This window comes from Kitasatospora sp. NPDC058218 (genome assembly GCF_042882445.1).
Classification (GTDB): domain Bacteria; phylum Actinomycetota; class Actinomycetes; order Streptomycetales; family Streptomycetaceae; genus Kitasatospora.
In genome coordinates this window covers 1-16,321 of sequence record NZ_JBHVWC010000115.1, presented here as the reverse complement: position 1 = coordinate 16,321, position 16,321 = coordinate 1, and the positions used below count along the sequence as shown (strand labels likewise).

Annotated in this window: 12 protein-coding genes and 1 pseudogene; 6 read left to right on the top strand and 7 right to left on the bottom strand. The window is 72.7% G+C overall.

Annotation, left to right across the window (positions count from 1 at the left end; genetic code table 11):
* Positions 1 to 49 precede the first annotated feature (49 nt).
* Both ACFVYI_RS41215 and ACFVYI_RS41210 read left to right on the top strand, forming a co-directional pair.
* The gene (locus ACFVYI_RS41215; RefSeq protein WP_387895044.1) at positions 50 to 949 is read left to right on the top strand and encodes an IS701 family transposase; all 900 of its coding nucleotides are present in this window, start codon (positions 50 to 52) and stop codon (positions 947 to 949) included.
* Positions 950 to 1,339: 390 nt separating this feature from the next.
* Positions 1,340 to 3,019 (top strand): annotated as a pseudogene (locus ACFVYI_RS41210) (IS1182 family transposase); the annotation flags it as partial.
* A gap of 233 nt (positions 3,020 to 3,252) precedes the next feature.
* Here the strand turns inward: ACFVYI_RS41210 and ACFVYI_RS41205 are convergent.
* Complete coding sequence (locus tag ACFVYI_RS41205) at positions 3,253 to 5,091, bottom strand: phospholipid carrier-dependent glycosyltransferase (RefSeq protein WP_387895040.1); 1,839 nt, start codon at positions 5,089 to 5,091, stop codon at positions 3,253 to 3,255.
* 278 nt (positions 5,092 to 5,369) lie between these two features.
* On the opposite strand from ACFVYI_RS41205, the gene bla reads away from it, so the two are divergent.
* Both bla and ACFVYI_RS41195 read left to right on the top strand, forming a co-directional pair.
* The gene (gene bla / locus ACFVYI_RS41200; protein ID WP_387895038.1) at positions 5,370 to 6,326 is read left to right on the top strand and encodes a class A beta-lactamase; all 957 of its coding nucleotides are present in this window, start codon (positions 5,370 to 5,372) and stop codon (positions 6,324 to 6,326) included.
* Positions 6,327 to 6,526: 200 nt separating this feature from the next.
* On the top strand, positions 6,527 to 7,390 hold the full coding sequence (locus tag ACFVYI_RS41195) for a serine hydrolase (RefSeq protein ID WP_387895037.1): 864 nt from the start codon (positions 6,527 to 6,529) through the stop codon (positions 7,388 to 7,390).
* A gap of 560 nt (positions 7,391 to 7,950) precedes the next feature.
* Here the strand turns inward: ACFVYI_RS41195 and ACFVYI_RS41190 are convergent.
* The 5 genes from ACFVYI_RS41190 to ACFVYI_RS41170 are packed head-to-tail and all read right to left on the bottom strand — an operon-like array spanning position 7,951 to position 13,820.
* On the bottom strand, positions 7,951 to 8,730 hold the full coding sequence (locus ACFVYI_RS41190) for a 3-oxoacyl-ACP reductase (protein ID WP_387895035.1): 780 nt from the start codon (positions 8,728 to 8,730) through the stop codon (positions 7,951 to 7,953).
* Positions 8,727 to 10,103 (bottom strand): aldehyde dehydrogenase family protein, encoded by a 1,377-nt coding sequence (locus ACFVYI_RS41185; protein WP_387895033.1) that lies wholly within the window; start codon positions 10,101 to 10,103, stop codon positions 8,727 to 8,729. The genes ACFVYI_RS41190 and ACFVYI_RS41185 overlap by 4 nt, the downstream gene beginning before the upstream one ends.
* Entirely contained in the window at positions 10,100 to 10,801 is a 702-nt protein-coding gene (locus tag ACFVYI_RS41180; protein WP_387895031.1) for a gamma-glutamyl-gamma-aminobutyrate hydrolase family protein, read from the bottom strand. The genes ACFVYI_RS41185 and ACFVYI_RS41180 overlap by 4 nt, the downstream gene beginning before the upstream one ends.
* Positions 10,798 to 12,156 (bottom strand): glutamine synthetase family protein, encoded by a 1,359-nt coding sequence (locus ACFVYI_RS41175; RefSeq protein ID WP_387895029.1) that lies wholly within the window; start codon positions 12,154 to 12,156, stop codon positions 10,798 to 10,800. The genes ACFVYI_RS41180 and ACFVYI_RS41175 overlap by 4 nt, the downstream gene beginning before the upstream one ends.
* Complete coding sequence (locus ACFVYI_RS41170) at positions 12,153 to 13,820, bottom strand: amino acid permease (protein ID WP_387895028.1); 1,668 nt, start codon at positions 13,818 to 13,820, stop codon at positions 12,153 to 12,155. The genes ACFVYI_RS41175 and ACFVYI_RS41170 overlap by 4 nt, the downstream gene beginning before the upstream one ends.
* Before the next feature lie 189 nt (positions 13,821 to 14,009).
* Here ACFVYI_RS41170 and ACFVYI_RS41165 point away from each other — a divergent pair, with 189 nt between their 5' ends.
* Both ACFVYI_RS41165 and ACFVYI_RS41160 read left to right on the top strand, forming a co-directional pair.
* Entirely contained in the window at positions 14,010 to 14,738 is a 729-nt protein-coding gene (locus ACFVYI_RS41165; RefSeq protein ID WP_387895026.1) for a FadR/GntR family transcriptional regulator, read from the top strand.
* Positions 14,739 to 14,976: 238 nt separating this feature from the next.
* Complete coding sequence (locus ACFVYI_RS41160) at positions 14,977 to 16,161, top strand: alpha/beta hydrolase family protein (RefSeq protein WP_387895024.1); 1,185 nt, start codon at positions 14,977 to 14,979, stop codon at positions 16,159 to 16,161.
* On the opposite strand, the gene ACFVYI_RS41155 is transcribed toward ACFVYI_RS41160, so the two are convergent.
* Positions 16,101 to 16,253 carry an EspF repeat-containing protein gene (locus ACFVYI_RS41155; RefSeq protein ID WP_387895042.1) on the bottom strand — a complete coding sequence of 51 codons (153 nt, stop codon included), beginning with the start codon at positions 16,251 to 16,253 and terminating at the stop codon, positions 16,101 to 16,103. The genes ACFVYI_RS41160 and ACFVYI_RS41155 overlap by 61 nt on opposite strands.
* Between the last annotated feature and the right edge of the window lie 68 nt (positions 16,254 to 16,321).

The following is a 16,321-nucleotide window of genomic DNA, read 5'->3' as shown; positions in this document are numbered from 1 at the left end:
AACTTGGCCCGTAACGCGGTGATGGGCGGATGCACAGGCATGGTCCACCATCCCACCAACTCCACCAGAGCAAGCAGTAATTGATATACAAGCCCTGGGCAAGGTCGGCAGCTGCCAGATCGGCGTCAGCGTCCACGCACTCTCCGACACCGCCTCGTGCCCGTTGTCGTGGCGCCTGTTCCTGCCCGAGTCCTGGGACAGCCCCGAGGCGGCCGGGCGGCGGGCGGCCTGCCGGATCCCCGAGGACGAGCACCACCGGCCGAAATGGCAGTTGGCCCTGGAGATGCTCGACGAACTCGCCGCCACCGGGCTGCGGCCCGCCGTGCTCGTCGCGGACGCCGCCTACGGAGCGAACGCCGACTTCCGTCACGGTCTGGAGGACCGCCACTTGGCCTACGTGCTGCAGGCGAAGGGCGAGATGACCGCCCACACGGAAGACGCCGAACCGCACCGGCCGCCCTACGGCGGCCTCGGGCCCCGGCCGCTGGCGCGCTACCGCAGCCGCCCGGTCTCCCTGCGCGAGCACGTGCTGGCCGCCGGACGCGGCGCGGGGCGGAGCGTGACCTGGCGCAAGGGCTCCAAGGCGGCGATGAGCTCGCACTTCGTCCTGCTGCGGGTCCGCCTGGCCGGGCGGCGTCCCAAGCCGGCCGACGACGGCACGATTCCCCTCACCTGGCTGATCGCGCAGTGGCCCGAGGGGGAGACGGAGCCGGTGAAGTACTGGATCTCGAACCTGCCCGCCGACATGCCCGCCAGGGATCTGGTCCGACTGGCGAAGTCACGCTGGCGGATCGAGCACGACTACCGCGAGCTGAAGACCCGCCTCGGGCTGGACCACTTCGAGGGCCGCTCCTTCATCGGCTGGCACCGCCACGTGACCCTCGTCAGCGCGGCCCACCTGTTCCTCACCGAACAGCGGGCCCTCCCAAAAGCCCTGGCCAGGGCCTGACCTTCGGCCAGGCCCTGGACCTCCTCCAACACCTCATCGCCACCTGGACCGGCACCTGCCCCACCTGCCGACAACCCGCCCCATGGCAGACCTACGACACCACCTAACAAAACTACTAGGAGCATGTCCCGGCAGCGGGCAATCGGTCGGCCGAGGTCTCCCGCGCGCGAACGGCCGCCGCACACGAGGGCGGGCGGCCGGGCCCGGAAGAGGGCCTGGGCCGGTCGGAGCTCTGCGGCGCTCACCATCCACCGGCTGGCCCACGCTGTTCAGCGAGGCGGGCCCGCCCACCCGGGATACTGTTGGTTAATTCGGCCCTTCGCGTGACGTCGGTCCCCATGACCCGGTTGTGGTCATGGGGACCGACGTTGTTATGTGGGGTGGGTGTCGATGTCGATGCGTTCGAAGGGGTCGGGGGAGATTCCGGCGGAGACGGTGCGGGTGGCCCGGGCCGCCTCCCCGAAGGGGAGTCTGGCGATCCGGGTCCGGGACGAGCTGGGGCCGATGTTCCGGGACGAGGACTTCTCGGATCTGTACGCCTCGCGAGGCCGCCCTGCCTGGTCGCCCGCCGGGCCGGCGCTGGTGTCGGCGCTCCAGTTCGTGGAAGGACTGACCGACCGCCAGGCCGCAGAGGCGGTGCGGGCACGGATCGACCTCAAGTACGCGCTCGGGCTCCGACTCGACGATCGCGGCTTCGACTTCTCTGTGCTGTCGGAGTTCAGGGACCGGCTGGCCGGGGTGGACGGCGGGCGCCGGGTCATGGACGGTGTGCTGGCCGCGGCCCGCGAGAAGGGGCTGCTCAAGAGCGCGGGCCGGGCCCGCACGGACGCCACACATGTGCTCTCGGTGGCCCGTGAACTGTGCTGGCTGGAGCAGGTGGCCGAGACGCTGCGGGCGGCGTTGAACGCGCTCGCCCAGGCCGTTCCGGACTGGTTGTCCGAGATCGCGGAGCCGGACTGGTTCAGGCACTACGCCACCCGGGCTGAGGACTCCCGGATCCCCAAGGCCCGCGCGAAGCGGGAGGGGGTGGGGCTGCGAATCGGCCGGGACGGGACACACCTGCTGGAAGCCGTCTTCAGCGCTGACGCCCCCGCGGCACTCCGCTCGCTGGACGAGGTGGAGTTCCTGCGTCAGGTCTGGGTCCAGCACTTCCACCGGGTGGACGGCGAGGTGATGCGCAGAGGCCCAAAAGCACGGCCGCCGGGCGCGATGCGCCTGGTCAACCCCTATGCCCCGGACGCCCGTGTCGGCGTCGAACGAGACACCATGTGGGACGGACACAAGGTCCATCTCACCGAGACCTGCGGCGAGACGGACGTTCCCAACCTGGTCACCAACGTGGCCACCACGGTGGCCACGGTCGCGGACAGCGCGATGACAGAGGAGATCCACGCCGCCCTCGCCGCCCTCGCCGCCCGCGACTTCCTGCCCGCCGAGCACTGGGTGGATGCCGGATATCCCACCGCTGTCCATGTCATTGCTGCCCGTGACCGACATCGCGTGGAACTGCACGGGCCACTGGCCGGCAACACTTCGGCCCAGGCCAAGGGTGCTTTCACGCTGGACGCGTTCACCATCGACCAGGAACACCGGCAGGTGACCTGCCCCGGCGGTGTCACCGCCACGAACTGGTACTCCCGCAACGATTCCAAGGGCTTGCCGGTCATCCAGGTGAAGGTCCCGGTCAGCCGCTGCGGCCCCTGTCCGCACCTGCGGGACCGCGTCAGCTCAGCCACCGGCCGCCGCCGGGAACTCATGCTGCGACAGCAGCAGAGTGAGCACGACGCCATCCGCAGTATCCGCGCCGAGCAGCAGAGCGACGCCTGGAAAGAGCGCTACAAGATCCGGGCCGGCGTCGAAGGCACCATCTCTCAGGCCGTCGGACGCTGCGGCCTGCGCAGATCCCGCTACCGGGGCCTGACGAATACCAGCCTCCAACATCGGCTCACCGGCGCCGCGATCAACCTCGCCCGCATCGACGCCCACCTCACCGGCACACCCCGAGCCCGCACCCGCACCAGCCACTTCGCAGCACTGTGCCCCGCCGAGCTGACGCTCGGCGGGGCACAGCAGGAGCCGAATCAACCAACAGCACCCGGCGAGGGGGGGGGCCCCGCGGGGGGGGGGGGCCCCCCCCCCCCCCGCGGGGCGCCGGGCCGCCCGGGGCCGGGGGGGAGGACCCCGCCGGGGGGGGTGGGGGCGCCCCCCGGGGGTGAGTGGGCCGCCCCCTCGCCACGCGGGGCTCCGGCCGCCCGGCGCCGGTGGTGCATCCGCCGGCGGGTGGGCCGTGGGCCCCCGTCCGGTCAGTGCCTGCGCCAGAGCGTCCAGCCCTGCGCCTTGTCGACCTTCTCGACGTACCACTCGGCGGGGTGCTCCGGCCAGTATCCGTCCGGGGCCTTGCCCTCCGGGGCCGGCGGGGTGACCAGCGCCGTCGCCTCCGGCGGGACGGGCTGCCAGCGCGGGTCCCGGTACCAGACCCGGCCCTGGTAGACCTCGAAGGCCTGGGCGTTGCGCAGGCCCCCGTCCATGTCCCAGGCGAACACCACCTGGTCCGTGGGCTTGATCCCGGCGGACTTGGTGAAGCCGGTCGCCAGCGGCTTGCGCCAGTTCGCGTGGGGGTGGCTGACCTGCTCGGTGATGGTGGCGGTGGCGAAGCCGGCGAACAGCGCGAGCGAGAGGCCGACCGCCCAGAACACCCGGCGCCCGCCGGCGACCAGGAGCAGCACCACCGCGCCCAGGATGACGATGGCGGCGGTGGAGGAGCGCATGATGTTCAGCCGCATCCAGTCGGCGGCCAGGAAGGTGACGTCCGGCAGGGCCCAGCCGATGAACAGCTTGGTGGTGAGCATCGAGCCGGCGGACCAGATCACCGTCTTGCCGAGGACCAGGGTCAATCCGACCGTGGCGGCCATCGCGTAGCCCAGGCCGCGACGCCCGGAGCGGCAGAGGACGGCGGCGCCGGCGACGAAGGCCGCCGGGACCAGGAACGAGAGGTAGCGGGCGTAGACCCAGTCGTCGATCCGCCCGTCGTCCGGCAGGGCGGCGGCGGAGGCGAGCGCGGTGCCGACGAGCAGGGCCACCAGCACGCCGCCGACGATCCGGTGCGGGCGCGGGAAGCGGCTGCTGAAGAGCGCGAACAGGCAGACGACGACGGCCAGGCCGCCGATCCCCCAGGTCGAGACGATGAAGTACCAGATCTGCCCGGCCGTCCTGGTCAGCGTCATCTGGGTCTTGTCGGGGTCGGTGAGGCCCTCCCACAGGTACCCGCCGACATCGCTCGCCCCCACGGTGAACTGCGCTTCGAGCCACCGGTCCAGCAGCGTGGAGCCGACCACGCCCGCGCCGAGTACGCCCAGGCCCGTCGCGGTCGTCCGCCAGGGGGCCCAGCGCAGGGCGAGGACGCCGACGAGGACCACGGCGGTGAGGGCGACCACGACGCCGCCGCGGTCGTGGGTGGCCATCGAGTAGGCGGCTGCCGCGCCGGTGCCGGCCGCGTACCAGTAGCGGTGCCTGGCCGGGCCGTCGCCGAGCCAGCCGTGCATGCAGAGCAGCCAGGCCAGGATCAGCACCGGCAGGACGGTGTCCGACATGACGAACTCGGAGTAGAAGATCACCGGCGGCAGCAGCGCGGTGACGCCGGCGAAGACGTACGCCAGCAGCCGGCGCAGGCCCAGCCGGCGCAGCGCCAGGTAGGCCAGCGGGAAGACCAGCGCGTTCAGCAGCGCGTTGATCCCCATGATCAGGTGGTACGCCGTGACCGGGTCGTCGGCGATCCGGAAGGCCGGCGAGATCAGCAGCGGGTAGCCGCCCGGGATCACCACACCGACCGGCATCTCGGTGGTCGGCCGCCCGGCCAGCACCCGGGCCAGCACGAGGTAGGAGTCCTCGTCCGGGTGCACCGAGGGGTAGCTCATGTGCCGGACGAGCACGAGGCGGAAGAGGACCTCGACGGCGTACCCGGCCACCAGCGCGGCGGGCCAGAACCAGCGCCGCCCACGGGCCTGCTCGAACCACCGGGCCGCCAGGCCCGACGGGCCGTTCACGGGGCCGGAGGGCTCTGCGGTCTCCCGGGCACCGTTCCGGCGCTCTTCGAGGGCGGCAGGCCGAGGCAGGGTCGACTGTCGCACGGAGCGTTGTGTCATGCAGCTACATATATCGGCTACCTGCATATGCTGTCCAGAAGAGTAAGCGGCGACGGAGCCGAGCGACGGCTCCACGGCAGGACCACCACCCGATTCGGCCCACCCGAACCGGCCCACCGGGACCGAGCTCCACGAACGGGGCGGCGGCACCACCTGGTGTCGCACCCGCGAACGTCGACGCGCCCTTGAGCAGGCCGACCGCCCCCGCCTCGCCGAAGCCTGACTTCGCATCGAATCCGGCCCATACTGTCCGCACACGTCGAGCAGAGGAGGATGCCATGGTGGAGACCTTCGCAAGGCGCCCGAGCCGCCGCGCGGTGCTGGCTCTCGGCGCCGGGACGGCACTGGCCTCAGTCGTGTCCACGGGTGGGCCCGCCCACGCGGCCGGCGCGTCACCGGGCGGAGCCTCGACCACCCGGGCTTCGACCACCCGAGCCCTGACCACCCGGGCCCTGGCCGACCTGGAGCGCGAACACGGCGCCCGGCTGGGGGTGTTCGCACGGAACACGGTCACCGGCCGGAGCGTGGAATACCGCGCCGACGAGCGCTTCCCGATCTGCTCGGTGCACAAGACGCTCACCGCCGCCGCGGTGCTGCGCGACCTCGACCGGGACGGCGAGTTCCTCGCCCGGCGGATCCGGTACACCGCGCGGGACGTCACGGACGCGGGCTACGCCCCGCTCACGGGTACACCCGAGCACCTCGCGCACGGCATGACCGTCGCCGAGCTGTGCGCCGCCGCCATCGGCCACAGCGACAACGCCGCGGACAACCTCCTGCTCCGCGAGCTCGGCGACCCCACGGCGATCACCCGCTTCTGCCGGTCCATCGGCGACCACCTGACACGGCTCGATCGCTGGGAGCCCGCGCTCAACTCCGCCGAACCGGGGCGGGCGACGGACACCACCAGCCCGGCCGCCATCGGCCGGAGCCACCAGAAGCTGGTCCTCGGCGATGCGCTCACGCCACGGGACCGGCAGCAGCTGACCGCCTGGCTGCTCGCCAACACCACCGGCGCCGCCCGCCTGCGCGCCGGGCTCCCCGGGGACTGGACCCTCGCGGACAAGACCGGCACCGGCGACTACGGCACCACCAACGACGTGGGCATCGCCTGGACCCGGGACGGGACGCCCGTCGTCCTGGCCGTCCTCTCCACCCAGCGGGACGCCGACGCCCCGGCGGACGAACCACTGCTCGCCAGGACCGCCGCCCTCCTGGCGGATGCCCTGACCTGACGGTAGGGCCGACGGCCCCCGCGGGCGGTGCACCGGAACCGGTTCCCGGCATCGGAACGGCCCGCTGCGGGTACGGGGATGCGGGAGATCACCGGACTCGCCCGGCCGGTGCTGCGATGCGCCGTGGGTGCGCCCTGCTGCCCGCGACGGGCGACTGCCTGACTGGACACCTGCCGGGATCTCGGAGCGGAGGTGCAGTGGTGCGCGAAGAGGTGCCACCACGCGTGGGCCAGGCGCCGTCCGCCGTGAACCTGCCGCCCGGCGGGAGCGTGCTGTCGGTGCACGTGGCCCCGCTCGGCTCGGCGCGGGCGCGGACGCTGAACTCCGACACGCCACACCTCGCGGCCAGCACCATGAAGGTGGCCGTCCTCGCGGCGCTGCACCGCGGCGGACGGGACCTCGACACCCCGGTGCCGGTGCACAACTCCTTCGTCTCGGCGACGTACGGGCCCCGGTTCGCCGTCGTCCGGGAGCGGGACGACGATCCCGCACCGTGGCAGGCGCTGGGAACGGAGCGCACCCTGCGGTGGCTGTCCGAGCGCATGATCGTCCACTCGTCGAACCTCGCCACCAACCTCTGCCTCGCGCACGTCGGGCTGGACGCGGTCGCCGAGGTCTGGCACCTGGCACGGGCCAGGCACAGCGTCACCGGTCGCGGCATCGACGACCTCGGCGCGCAGGCGGCGGGGATCGTCAACGTGGTGACCGCCGCCGACCTGGCCCGGCTGCTGCGACGGCTCCCGCCGGAGCTGCTCGACTTACTGGCCGCCAACGCGCACCGGGTCGACCTCGCCGCCGGCCTGCCGCCCGGCACCCGGGTGGCGTTCAAGAACGGCTGGCTCCCCGGGGTCCGGCACAGCGGCGGCATCGTGTACCCGCAGGACGCCCCGCCCTACAGCATCGCCGTCTGCTACACCGGCCCGCTGGCCACCGGGCACGCGATCGACGACCCGGCCGCCCGGCTGCTGGCCCGGATCTCCGCCGGCTACTGGGCCCGGCGCCACACCCTGGGCCGGGAACAGATCACTCACCACGACGGCACGCTACGAGCGGCCGGGGGCTGATGGCCGGCCGGGTGGTCGGGCGCCTTCGACCGGAACGCCGACCGCCGAGGCCCGGCAGGCCCACGTACGGGCTCGGCATCGCCGACATCGAGGGGCCCCGTGCCGGGACGGCGCCGCGAATACCAATCGGCGGAAACAACAAAAAGGCCGCCTCCGCATCTCTGCGAAAACGGCCCACGCCCTGCATGAAGACTGAACAACAGGATTTGTACCTGCGCCCCCGGAACCCTCAGTGGTCCCGTTCTCTCCCGGCCGAAAGACCGGACGGAGACTTCGCGATCACGAGTCGCAGAATCAGGGCTCCTGCTCCACTAATCTGCATATTGACCTCCTCGCGATCTCGTCCTGCCGGTAATTCCTCCGGCACCTTCCAGGTTACTCCGACGAAGGCGGTATTCGGGCCCGCCGTAGGTCGCCGCCGGCCCCGACCGCACGAGCCTCGTTTCCGTCGACCCGGGCGGCCGCCGCCGTGCCCCACGGTCGCGGGGGCACAGCGGCGTACGGGGAGCACCGAGGCGCGCGGCCTCGGAGGCCTTCGAACCCTCCGGGGCGGTGCGCCCCTACTGCCACTCCGGGGTGACGTAGGCGCCCGAGATGCCGCCGTCCACCAGGAAGGTGTTGGCGGTCATGAACGAGGAGTCGTCGCTGGCCAGGAAGGCCACGGCGGCCGCGATCTCCTGCGGCTCGGCGAACCGGCCGAGCGGGATGTGCACGAGCCGGCGGGCGGCCCGTTCCGGGTCCTTGGCGAACAGCTCCTGCAGCAGCGGGGTGTTGACGGGCCCGGGGCAGAGCGCGTTGACCCGGATGCCCTCCCGGGCGAACTGCACGCCCAGCTCGCGGGACATCGCCAGCACCCCGCCCTTGGAGGCGCTGTAGGAGATCTGGGAGGTGGCCGCACCCATCACCGCGACGAACGAGGCGGTGTTGATGATCGAGCCCTTGCCCTGGCGCTGCATGTGCGGGATGGCGTACTTGCAGCACAGGTAGACGCTGGTGAGGTTGACCTCCTGGACCCGCCGCCAGGCGTCGAGTCCGGTGGTCAGGATGGAGTCGTCGTCCGGCGGCGAGATCCCGGCGTTGTTGAAGGCGATGTCCAGCCGGCCGTAGTGGTCGACGGCCTGCTGGTACATGGCCTCGACCGCGTCCTTGTCGGTCACGTCGGCCCGCACGAACAGGCCGCCGACCTCGTTGGCCGCCTTGCCGCCGGACTCCTCGTCGAGGTCGACGCACACCACCTTGGCGCCCTCGGCGGCGAACCGCCTGGCCGTGGCCAGGCCGATGCCGCTGCCCGCGCCGGTGATGACCGCCACCCGGCCGTGGAGTCGCTCGGTCATGCTCATCGTTCCTCCGTGGAGATGAAGACGTTCTTGGTCTGAGTGAAGGCGTCGAGGGCGTCCGGGCCGAGCTCGCGGCCCAGACCGGACTGCTTGAACCCGCCGAAGGGGGTCGAATAGCGCACCGAGGAGTGCGAGTTGACGGACAGGTTGCCCGCCTCCACCGCCCGGGAGACCCGCAGCGCCCGGCCGACGTCCCCGGTCCAGATCGAACCGGACAGGCCGTACTCGCTGGAGTTGGCGATCCGCACCGCCTCCTCCTCGCCGCGGAACGGGACCACGGCCACCACCGGCCCGAAGATCTCCTCGGTGAAGGCCCGGTCGTCGTGCCGCACGGGTGCCAGCACGGTCGGCGGGTACCAGAAGCCCGGACCGTCGGGGGCGCTGCCGCGGAACGCCACCGCCGAGTCGTCGGGGACGTAGGAGGCCACCCGGGCCCGGTGGGCGGCCGAGATCAGCGGCCCCATCTCGGTCTTCTCGTCGGCCGGGTCGCCGACCCGCACCCCGCGCACGGCGACCTCCAGCAGCGCCATGAAGTCGTCGTGCACGGACTCCTCGACCAGGATCCGCGACCGGGCACAACAGTCCTGTCCGGCGTTGTCGAAGACCGCGTACGGCGCGGTGGCGGCGGCCCTGGCCAGGTCCGCGTCGGCGAAGACGATGTTGGCGCTCTTGCCGCCGAGTTCGAGGGTGACCGGCTTGACCTGGGCCGCGCAGCCCGCCATCACCGCCCGGCCGACGGCGGTGGACCCGGTGAAGACCACCTTGCGCACGGCGGGGTGGGTGACGAAGCGCTGTCCGACCACCGTGCCGCGCCCCGGCAGGATCTGCAGGACGCCCTCGGGCAGGCCCGCCTGCAGGGCGAGTTCGCCCAGGCGCAGCGCGGTGAGCGGGGTGAGCTCGGCCGGTTTCACGACGACGGTGTTGCCGGCCGCGAGTGCCGGGGCCAGGGCCCAGGCGGCGATCGGCATCGGGAAGTTCCACGGCACGATGACACCGACCACGCCGAGCGGCTCCTGGAAGGTGATGTCCAGGCCGCCGGCGACCGGGATCTGCCGGCCGAACAGCCGCTCGGGAGCGGCGGCGTAGTACTCGATCACGTCCCGGGCGTTGCCGGCCTCCCAGCGGGCGTTGCCCACGGTGTGCCCGGCGTTGGCGACCTCCAGGGCCGCCAGGTGCTCCCGGTCGGCGTCGACGGCGGCGGCGAAGGCGCGCAGCAGCCGGGCCCGGTCGGCGGGGGCGACCCTGCGCCAGGTCTCGAAGGCGCTCTGGGCGCGTGCGACCGCGGCGTCGGTCTCGGCGAGCGAGGCCAGTTCGATCAGGGTGATCACCTCCTCGGTGGCCGGGTTGATCACCTGGTGGACGTCGGGTTCGGTCATCTGGTCGCCTCCTGGCGGCTGGCCGCGGTGAACGCCTCGAACAGTCGAGGCTCGTCCGGGTCGGTCTCGGGGTGCCACTGGACGGCCACGGTGAAGGCCCGGCCGGGCAGTTCGAGCGCCTCGACGGTCCCGTCGGCGCTCCAGGCGGTGGCCCGCAGACCGGAGCCGGTGCGGCCGACCGCCTGGTGGTGGTAGCAGGAGACCTGCGCCACGGGCCCGAGGATCCCGCCGAGCACGCTGTCGGGCCGGATCGTCACCTCCTGGCGGACGTAGCCGGCCGGCAGTGTCTGGTGGCTCTCGTCCGGCAGGTGCTGGACCAGGTCGCCGCCGAGCGCGACGTTGAGCAGTTGCAGGCCGCGGCAGACGCCGAGGACCGGCAGGTCGCGGTCGAGCGCCGCCGCCAGGAGCTCCAGCTCCCAGCCGTCCCGCTGCGGTCGGGGGCGGCCGGTGCGCGGGTGGGGGTCGGCTCCGTAGCGGGCGGGGTCGATGTCGGCACCGCCCGCGAGCAGCAGGCCGTCGAGCGCGCCGATCAGCCGTTCGACGCCGCCGGACTGGGGCGGGAGCAGGACGGGGGTGCCCCCGGCCCGGGAGACGGCGTCGAGGTAGGTCTGCGGCAGGACGGCGGCACTCTGCCGCCAGACGCCCCAGGCCGCCTCGTCCAGGTAGCTGGTGATGCCGATCAGCGGGCGCGCGGTCACAGCCGCTCGAATCCGCGGCGCCGCTCCCAGTCGGTCACCGCCGCTTCGTAGGCGGCCAGTTCGGTCCGGCCGGCGTGGGTGTAGTGCTCGACGACGTCGGCGCCGAAGGCCTCGGCGGCGGGCTTGCTGCGCTCGAACGCGTCGATCGCGTCGCGCAGCCCGGAGGGCACCCGGGGTGCGTCGGAGGCGTAGGCGTTGCCGGTGAACTCCGCTTCCAGCGGCAGCCGGTGCTCGATCCCGTGCAGGCCCGCCGCGATCAGCGCGGCGACCGCGAGGTACGGGTTGACGTCCCCGCCGGGGACCCTGTTCTCGAACCTCAGCGAGGGGCCGTGGCCGACCACCCGCAGCGCGCAGGTGCGGTTGTCGCGGCCCCAGGCGATGGCGGTCGGGGCGAAGCTGCCCGGCACGTACCGTTTGTAGGCGTTCACGGTGGGGGCGAGCAGCAGCGAGAAGTCGGCCAGGCAGGCGAGTTGGCCGGCCAGGAAGTGCTCCATGGTGCGGGAGAAGCCGTGCGGGCCGTCGCCCGGCATCACCGGGCGGCCCTGGTCGTCGCGCAGGCTGAGGTGGATGTGGCAGGAGTTGCCCTCGCGCTCGTTGTACTTGGCCATGAAGGTGAGGCTGACCCCCTCCTGCGCGGCGATCTCCTTGGCGCCCGTCTTGTAGACGGCGTGGTCGTCGCAGGTGCTGAGCGCCTCGCCGTACTTGAAGGCGATCTCGTGCTGGCCCGGGTTGCACTCCCCCTTGGCGGACTCCACCGTGAGCCCGGCGCCCGCCATGCTGTTGCGCAGCCGGCGCAGCAGCGGCTCGATCCGCGAGGTGCCGAGGATGGAGTAGTCGACGTTGTACTGGTTGACCGGGGTGAGCCCGTGGTAGTCCTTGTCCCAGGCCTGCTCGTAGCTGTCCCGGAAGACGATGAACTCCAGCTCGGTGCCGACGTGGGCGTGCCAGCCGTGCTCGGCCAGCCGGTCCAGCTGGCGCCGCAGGATCTGCCGCGGGGAGACGCTGACCGGCCTGCCGTCGTGGTGGTGAACGTCGCACTGGACCATGACGGTGGCGGGGTGCCAGGGCACGGACCGCAGGGTGGTGAGGTCGGGGGTGAGGACGAGGTCCCCGTACCCGCTGTCCCAGGACGAGATCCGGTAGCCGTCCACGGTGTTCATGTCGATGTCGACGGCGAGCAGGTACCCGCAGCCCTCGGCCGAGTTGGGGACGACGTCGCTGAGGAAGTACTCGGCGGCGATCCGCTTGCCCTGCAGTCGGCCCTGCATGTCGGTCATGGCCAGCACGACGGTGTCGACGCTGCCGTCGGCGACCAGCGCCTCCAGCCGGTCGAGGGTGAGCCGGGAGGCGGTCATGAAGTCTCCAATTCGTCGGCCAGGGCGTTCTCCCCGACCGGCAGTTCCTGGCTGCCGGTCGCGGGGGCGTCCTGGATCCGGGGGCCGGTGAACCAGTGCCGGGCGGAGGCCAGCCACCAGAGGCCGGCGAAGCCGAGCACCACGGCGACCGCCACGGGGGTGTAGTTGAAGCCGGCGGCGGTGACGGGGCTGGCGGTCGGCAGCATGAACAGCACGGTGATCACCGCTGTCCAGCCGACCGCGACGCTGCCGATGACCCCGCTCCAGCGGCCGAGGTGCCAGGGGCCCCGGGGGAACGCCCGGCCCTGCCGCAGTCGCAGGAACACCGGGATCACGTAGGAGAGGTAGAGGCCGATCACCGAGATCGAGGTGACGGCGGTGTAGGCGGTGGTGTTCCACAGAGCGGGCAGCCCGAGGAGCAGGGCGCCGCCGGTGGCCAGCCAGACGGCGTTGGTGGGGGTCTGGGTGCGGGGGTCGATCCGGTGCCAGAGCCGGGAGCCGGGTAGTGCGCCGTCCCGCGAGAAGGCGTAGATCATCCGGGAGTTGGCGGTGACCGAGGCCATCCCGCAGAAGAACTGGGCCCCGATCACGATCAGCAGGAGCAGTTTGGCTCCGGTCACGCCGATCGCGTCGATGAAGATCTGCGCGGGCGGGACGCCGGTGGAGCTGCCGAGCGCCCCCGCGTAGTCCTGGATCGCGAAGGTGATGCCGAGCAGGAGGATCCAGCCGGCCACCAGCGAGACCACGATGGCGTTGACGATCCCGCGCGGACCGGAGCGGGCGGCGTCGTGGGTCTCCTCGGTCATGTGCGCGGAGGCGTCGTAGCCGGTCAGGGTGTACTGGGCGAGCAGCAGACCGAGCATGCCGACGTAGAAGCCGTTCCGGAAGCCGGTGTTGTTGACGAACTCGGTGAACACGAAGGACGCCGGGGCGTGGTGGCCGGGCAGCAGGGCCAGCGCGCCCACGATCACCGCCACGCCGACCAGGTGCCACCAGACGCTGACCGTGTTGAACAGGGCCACCAGCTTGACGCCCCGGGTGTTGAGCAGCCCGTGCAGCAGCAGGATCACCGCGAAGATCTCCACGGTGTGGCCGGTCGTGGCGGCGAACCCGAACTGGAGGTCGAGGAAGGCGTTGGTGAAGAAGGCCGCCCCGTAGTCGACACCCGCGGTGACGGCCACCTGGCCCATGAAGTTGAACCAGCCGGTGAACCAGGAGGCGGCGGGCCCCTTGCGACGGGCCAGTTGGGCGGCCCAGTAGTAGAGCCCGCCCGCGGTCGGGTAGCTGGAACAGATCTCCGCCATCGCGAGTCCGACGCAGAGGGTCATCAGCCCGACCAGCGGCCAGCCCCAGATGATCATGGCGGGGCCGCCGGTGTTCATCCCCATGCCGTAGAGGGTGAGGCACCCGGAGAGGATCGAGACGATGGAGAAGGAGACCGCGAAGTTGGAGAAGCCCGACATCGAGCGGGCCAGCTCCTGGGTGTAGCCGAGTTCGCGCAGCCGCTGTTCGTCCCGGGACAGCGCGGGGGCGGCGGCCGGGGGAGCGGCGGATGCGGAGGCGGGCGCGGGCGCCGTGGCGGAAACGGTCTTGGAATCGGCGGGAAACACTGCTCTGACAGGCTGCTCGGCCGGGCTGGAGCCGACCTGTTCTTCGGATGTCATGCACACCCCTGGGGAATGAGGCGGGGACCGGCACGGGCGCCCACGTCGTCGTGGTGCGCCACCCTTGCGCTCCAATGGCCCGAAAGCAGACCATTGGAGCCGTGTGCAGCATCGTTCACCCGCGGCCACCCCGACGTCAAGAGCACTCCCCCGACCGGCTGCCACCCGCCCCCGGGTACGATCACCCCCGTGGAGGCACAGGTGGACCGGCAGCTCGACAGCGTCTTCCGACCCGTCCGCACCGGCAACGCCTTCGAGGAGACGGTCGAGCGGATCCTCCAGGCGATCAAGCTCGGTGTGGTCGGCCACGGCGACCGGCTCCCCGCCGAACGTGACCTCGCCGCCCGACTGAACGTCAGCCGCGAGACCCTGCGCGAGGCCCTGCGCTCGCTCCAGCAGGCCGGCTGGGTCGAGGCCCGCCGCGGCCGCTACGGCGGCACGTTCGTCACCTACCGGCTGCCCGCACCCGACGTCGGCGAGCTGCGCCGCGCCGCCCGGGACCTCGGCGCCGAGCTGGAGGACGCGCTCACCCTGCGCCTGGTCCTGGAGGTCGGCGCGGCCGAACTCGCCGCCCGCCGCGAACTGACCGAGGAGCAGCAGACCTACCTGCGGCAACGGCTCGCCGACGCGGACGGTGCCAGCCCCGACGAGTACCGGCAGTGCGACTCCCGCTTCCACCTGGCGATCGGCGAGCTCACCGGCTCCCCCTCGCTCGCCGCCGGCATCGCCGAGGCCCGGATCCGGCTCAACGACCTGCTCAACGCCATCCCGATGCTCGGCCGCAACATCGACCACGCCTCCGACCAGCACCGGGCGATGACCCGGGCCATCCTGGCCGGCGACGCCGCGGCCGCCCGCCGGGCCACCGAGGAGCACCTGGAGGCGACCGCCGCGCTGCTGCGCGCCTTCCTCGGCTGAGCGGGCCCGCGGGTCGGTACGGGCTCACGCCTCGGGCCGGGCCCGATCCGCCCGGTCACCGCCGATCGCGCCCGGGCGGCCGCATCCGCCCGGGGCATACGACGGGACGTGGATCGGGGGCCGAACGCCGCCGGCTCCTCTCCTCCTCGGGGTTGACCCTCTCCCCTTTCGGGATGACGAGACCGTCCACATCTGAGTGGACGTCAACCATCCCCGGGGGCGCCTAGCGTGACGTGCCATGGACCACATGCGCACCGCCGTCCGCGCCATCGCCGCCGCGCTGGCCGTACCGCTACTGCTGCCGCTCGCCGGGGTGGAAGCGGCCGTCGCGGCACCGGCCCCACCCGGCGCCGCCGCGCCGCGATCCGCCCCGGCCGGACTGCCGCGCCCCACCGGCCCCCACCCCGTCGGCCGGGACACCCTGCACCTGGTCGACGAGAACCGGCAGGACCCCTGGGCCCCGGAGGCGGGCGCCCGACAGCTGATGCTGTCCCTCTACTACCCCGCCCGACCCGGCACCGGCGGCCCCACCCCGTACCTGACCTCGGAGGAGGCACGGCTGCTGCTCCAGGACACGCCCGGCGCCGCCAACGCCGAGCGGCTCACCACCCTGCACACCTGGGCCCGGACCGGCGCCCGCCCCGCGCCCGGCCGGTACCCGCTGATCCTGCTCTCCCCCGGCTTCGGCCTCCCCCGGGCCACCCTCACCGGCCTCGCCGAGGAGCTCGGCAGCCGTGGCTACGTGGTCGCGGCGATCGACCACGCCTACGAGGCCGCCGGCATCACCCTGCCCGACGGCCGCACCCTGCCCTGCGCCATCTGCGACGACCCGCTCCACAAGAGCCCGCTGGTGACCGCGGGCCGCGCCACCGACGTCTCCTTCGTCCTGGACCGCCTCACCGGCCGCCATCCCGCCTGGAGGTACGCCGCGCTGATCGACCCGCGGCGCACGGCCATGGCCGGCCACTCCATCGGCGGGGCCGCCACCGCCACCGCCATGGCCGCCGACCCCCGCATCCGGGCCGGGGCCGACCTCGACGGCACCTTCGTCCCGTCGATCACCCCCGGCGGCCTCGACGGCCGGCCCTTCCTGATGCTGGGCGAGGAGGGCGGGGTGAACGACCCGACCTGGCGGGAGTCGTGGGCCGCGCTGGACGACTGGAAGCGCTGGGTCAGGGTCGCCGGCTCCGACCACGGAAGCTTCTGCGACGAGCCCGTCCTCCTGGCGCGCGCGGGCATGCCCCAGTCGGCCGACCTGTCCCCGACCCGGGCGGAGGAGATCACCCGCGCCTATGTCGCGGCCTTCTTCGACTTGCACCTCAAGGGCGTGCGGCAGCCGCTGCTCGACCGCCCCTCCCCCGCCTACCCCGAGGTGACCGTCCAGCGGCCCGACCGCCGTCCGTCACCGAGAGTGCCGGCCTGACCGGCGGTGGGTGGTGGCTGTGGTGCGGGCCACCCGGGAGCGGGTGGCCACCCCCCTCTCCGCGCACGGGCGGCCGAGGACCCGTCACCCACCGTCGACGATGTGCCCGGCCTCACACCACCAATCCTGTGGCCCGGACCACTTCGCGGCCATATTCGAT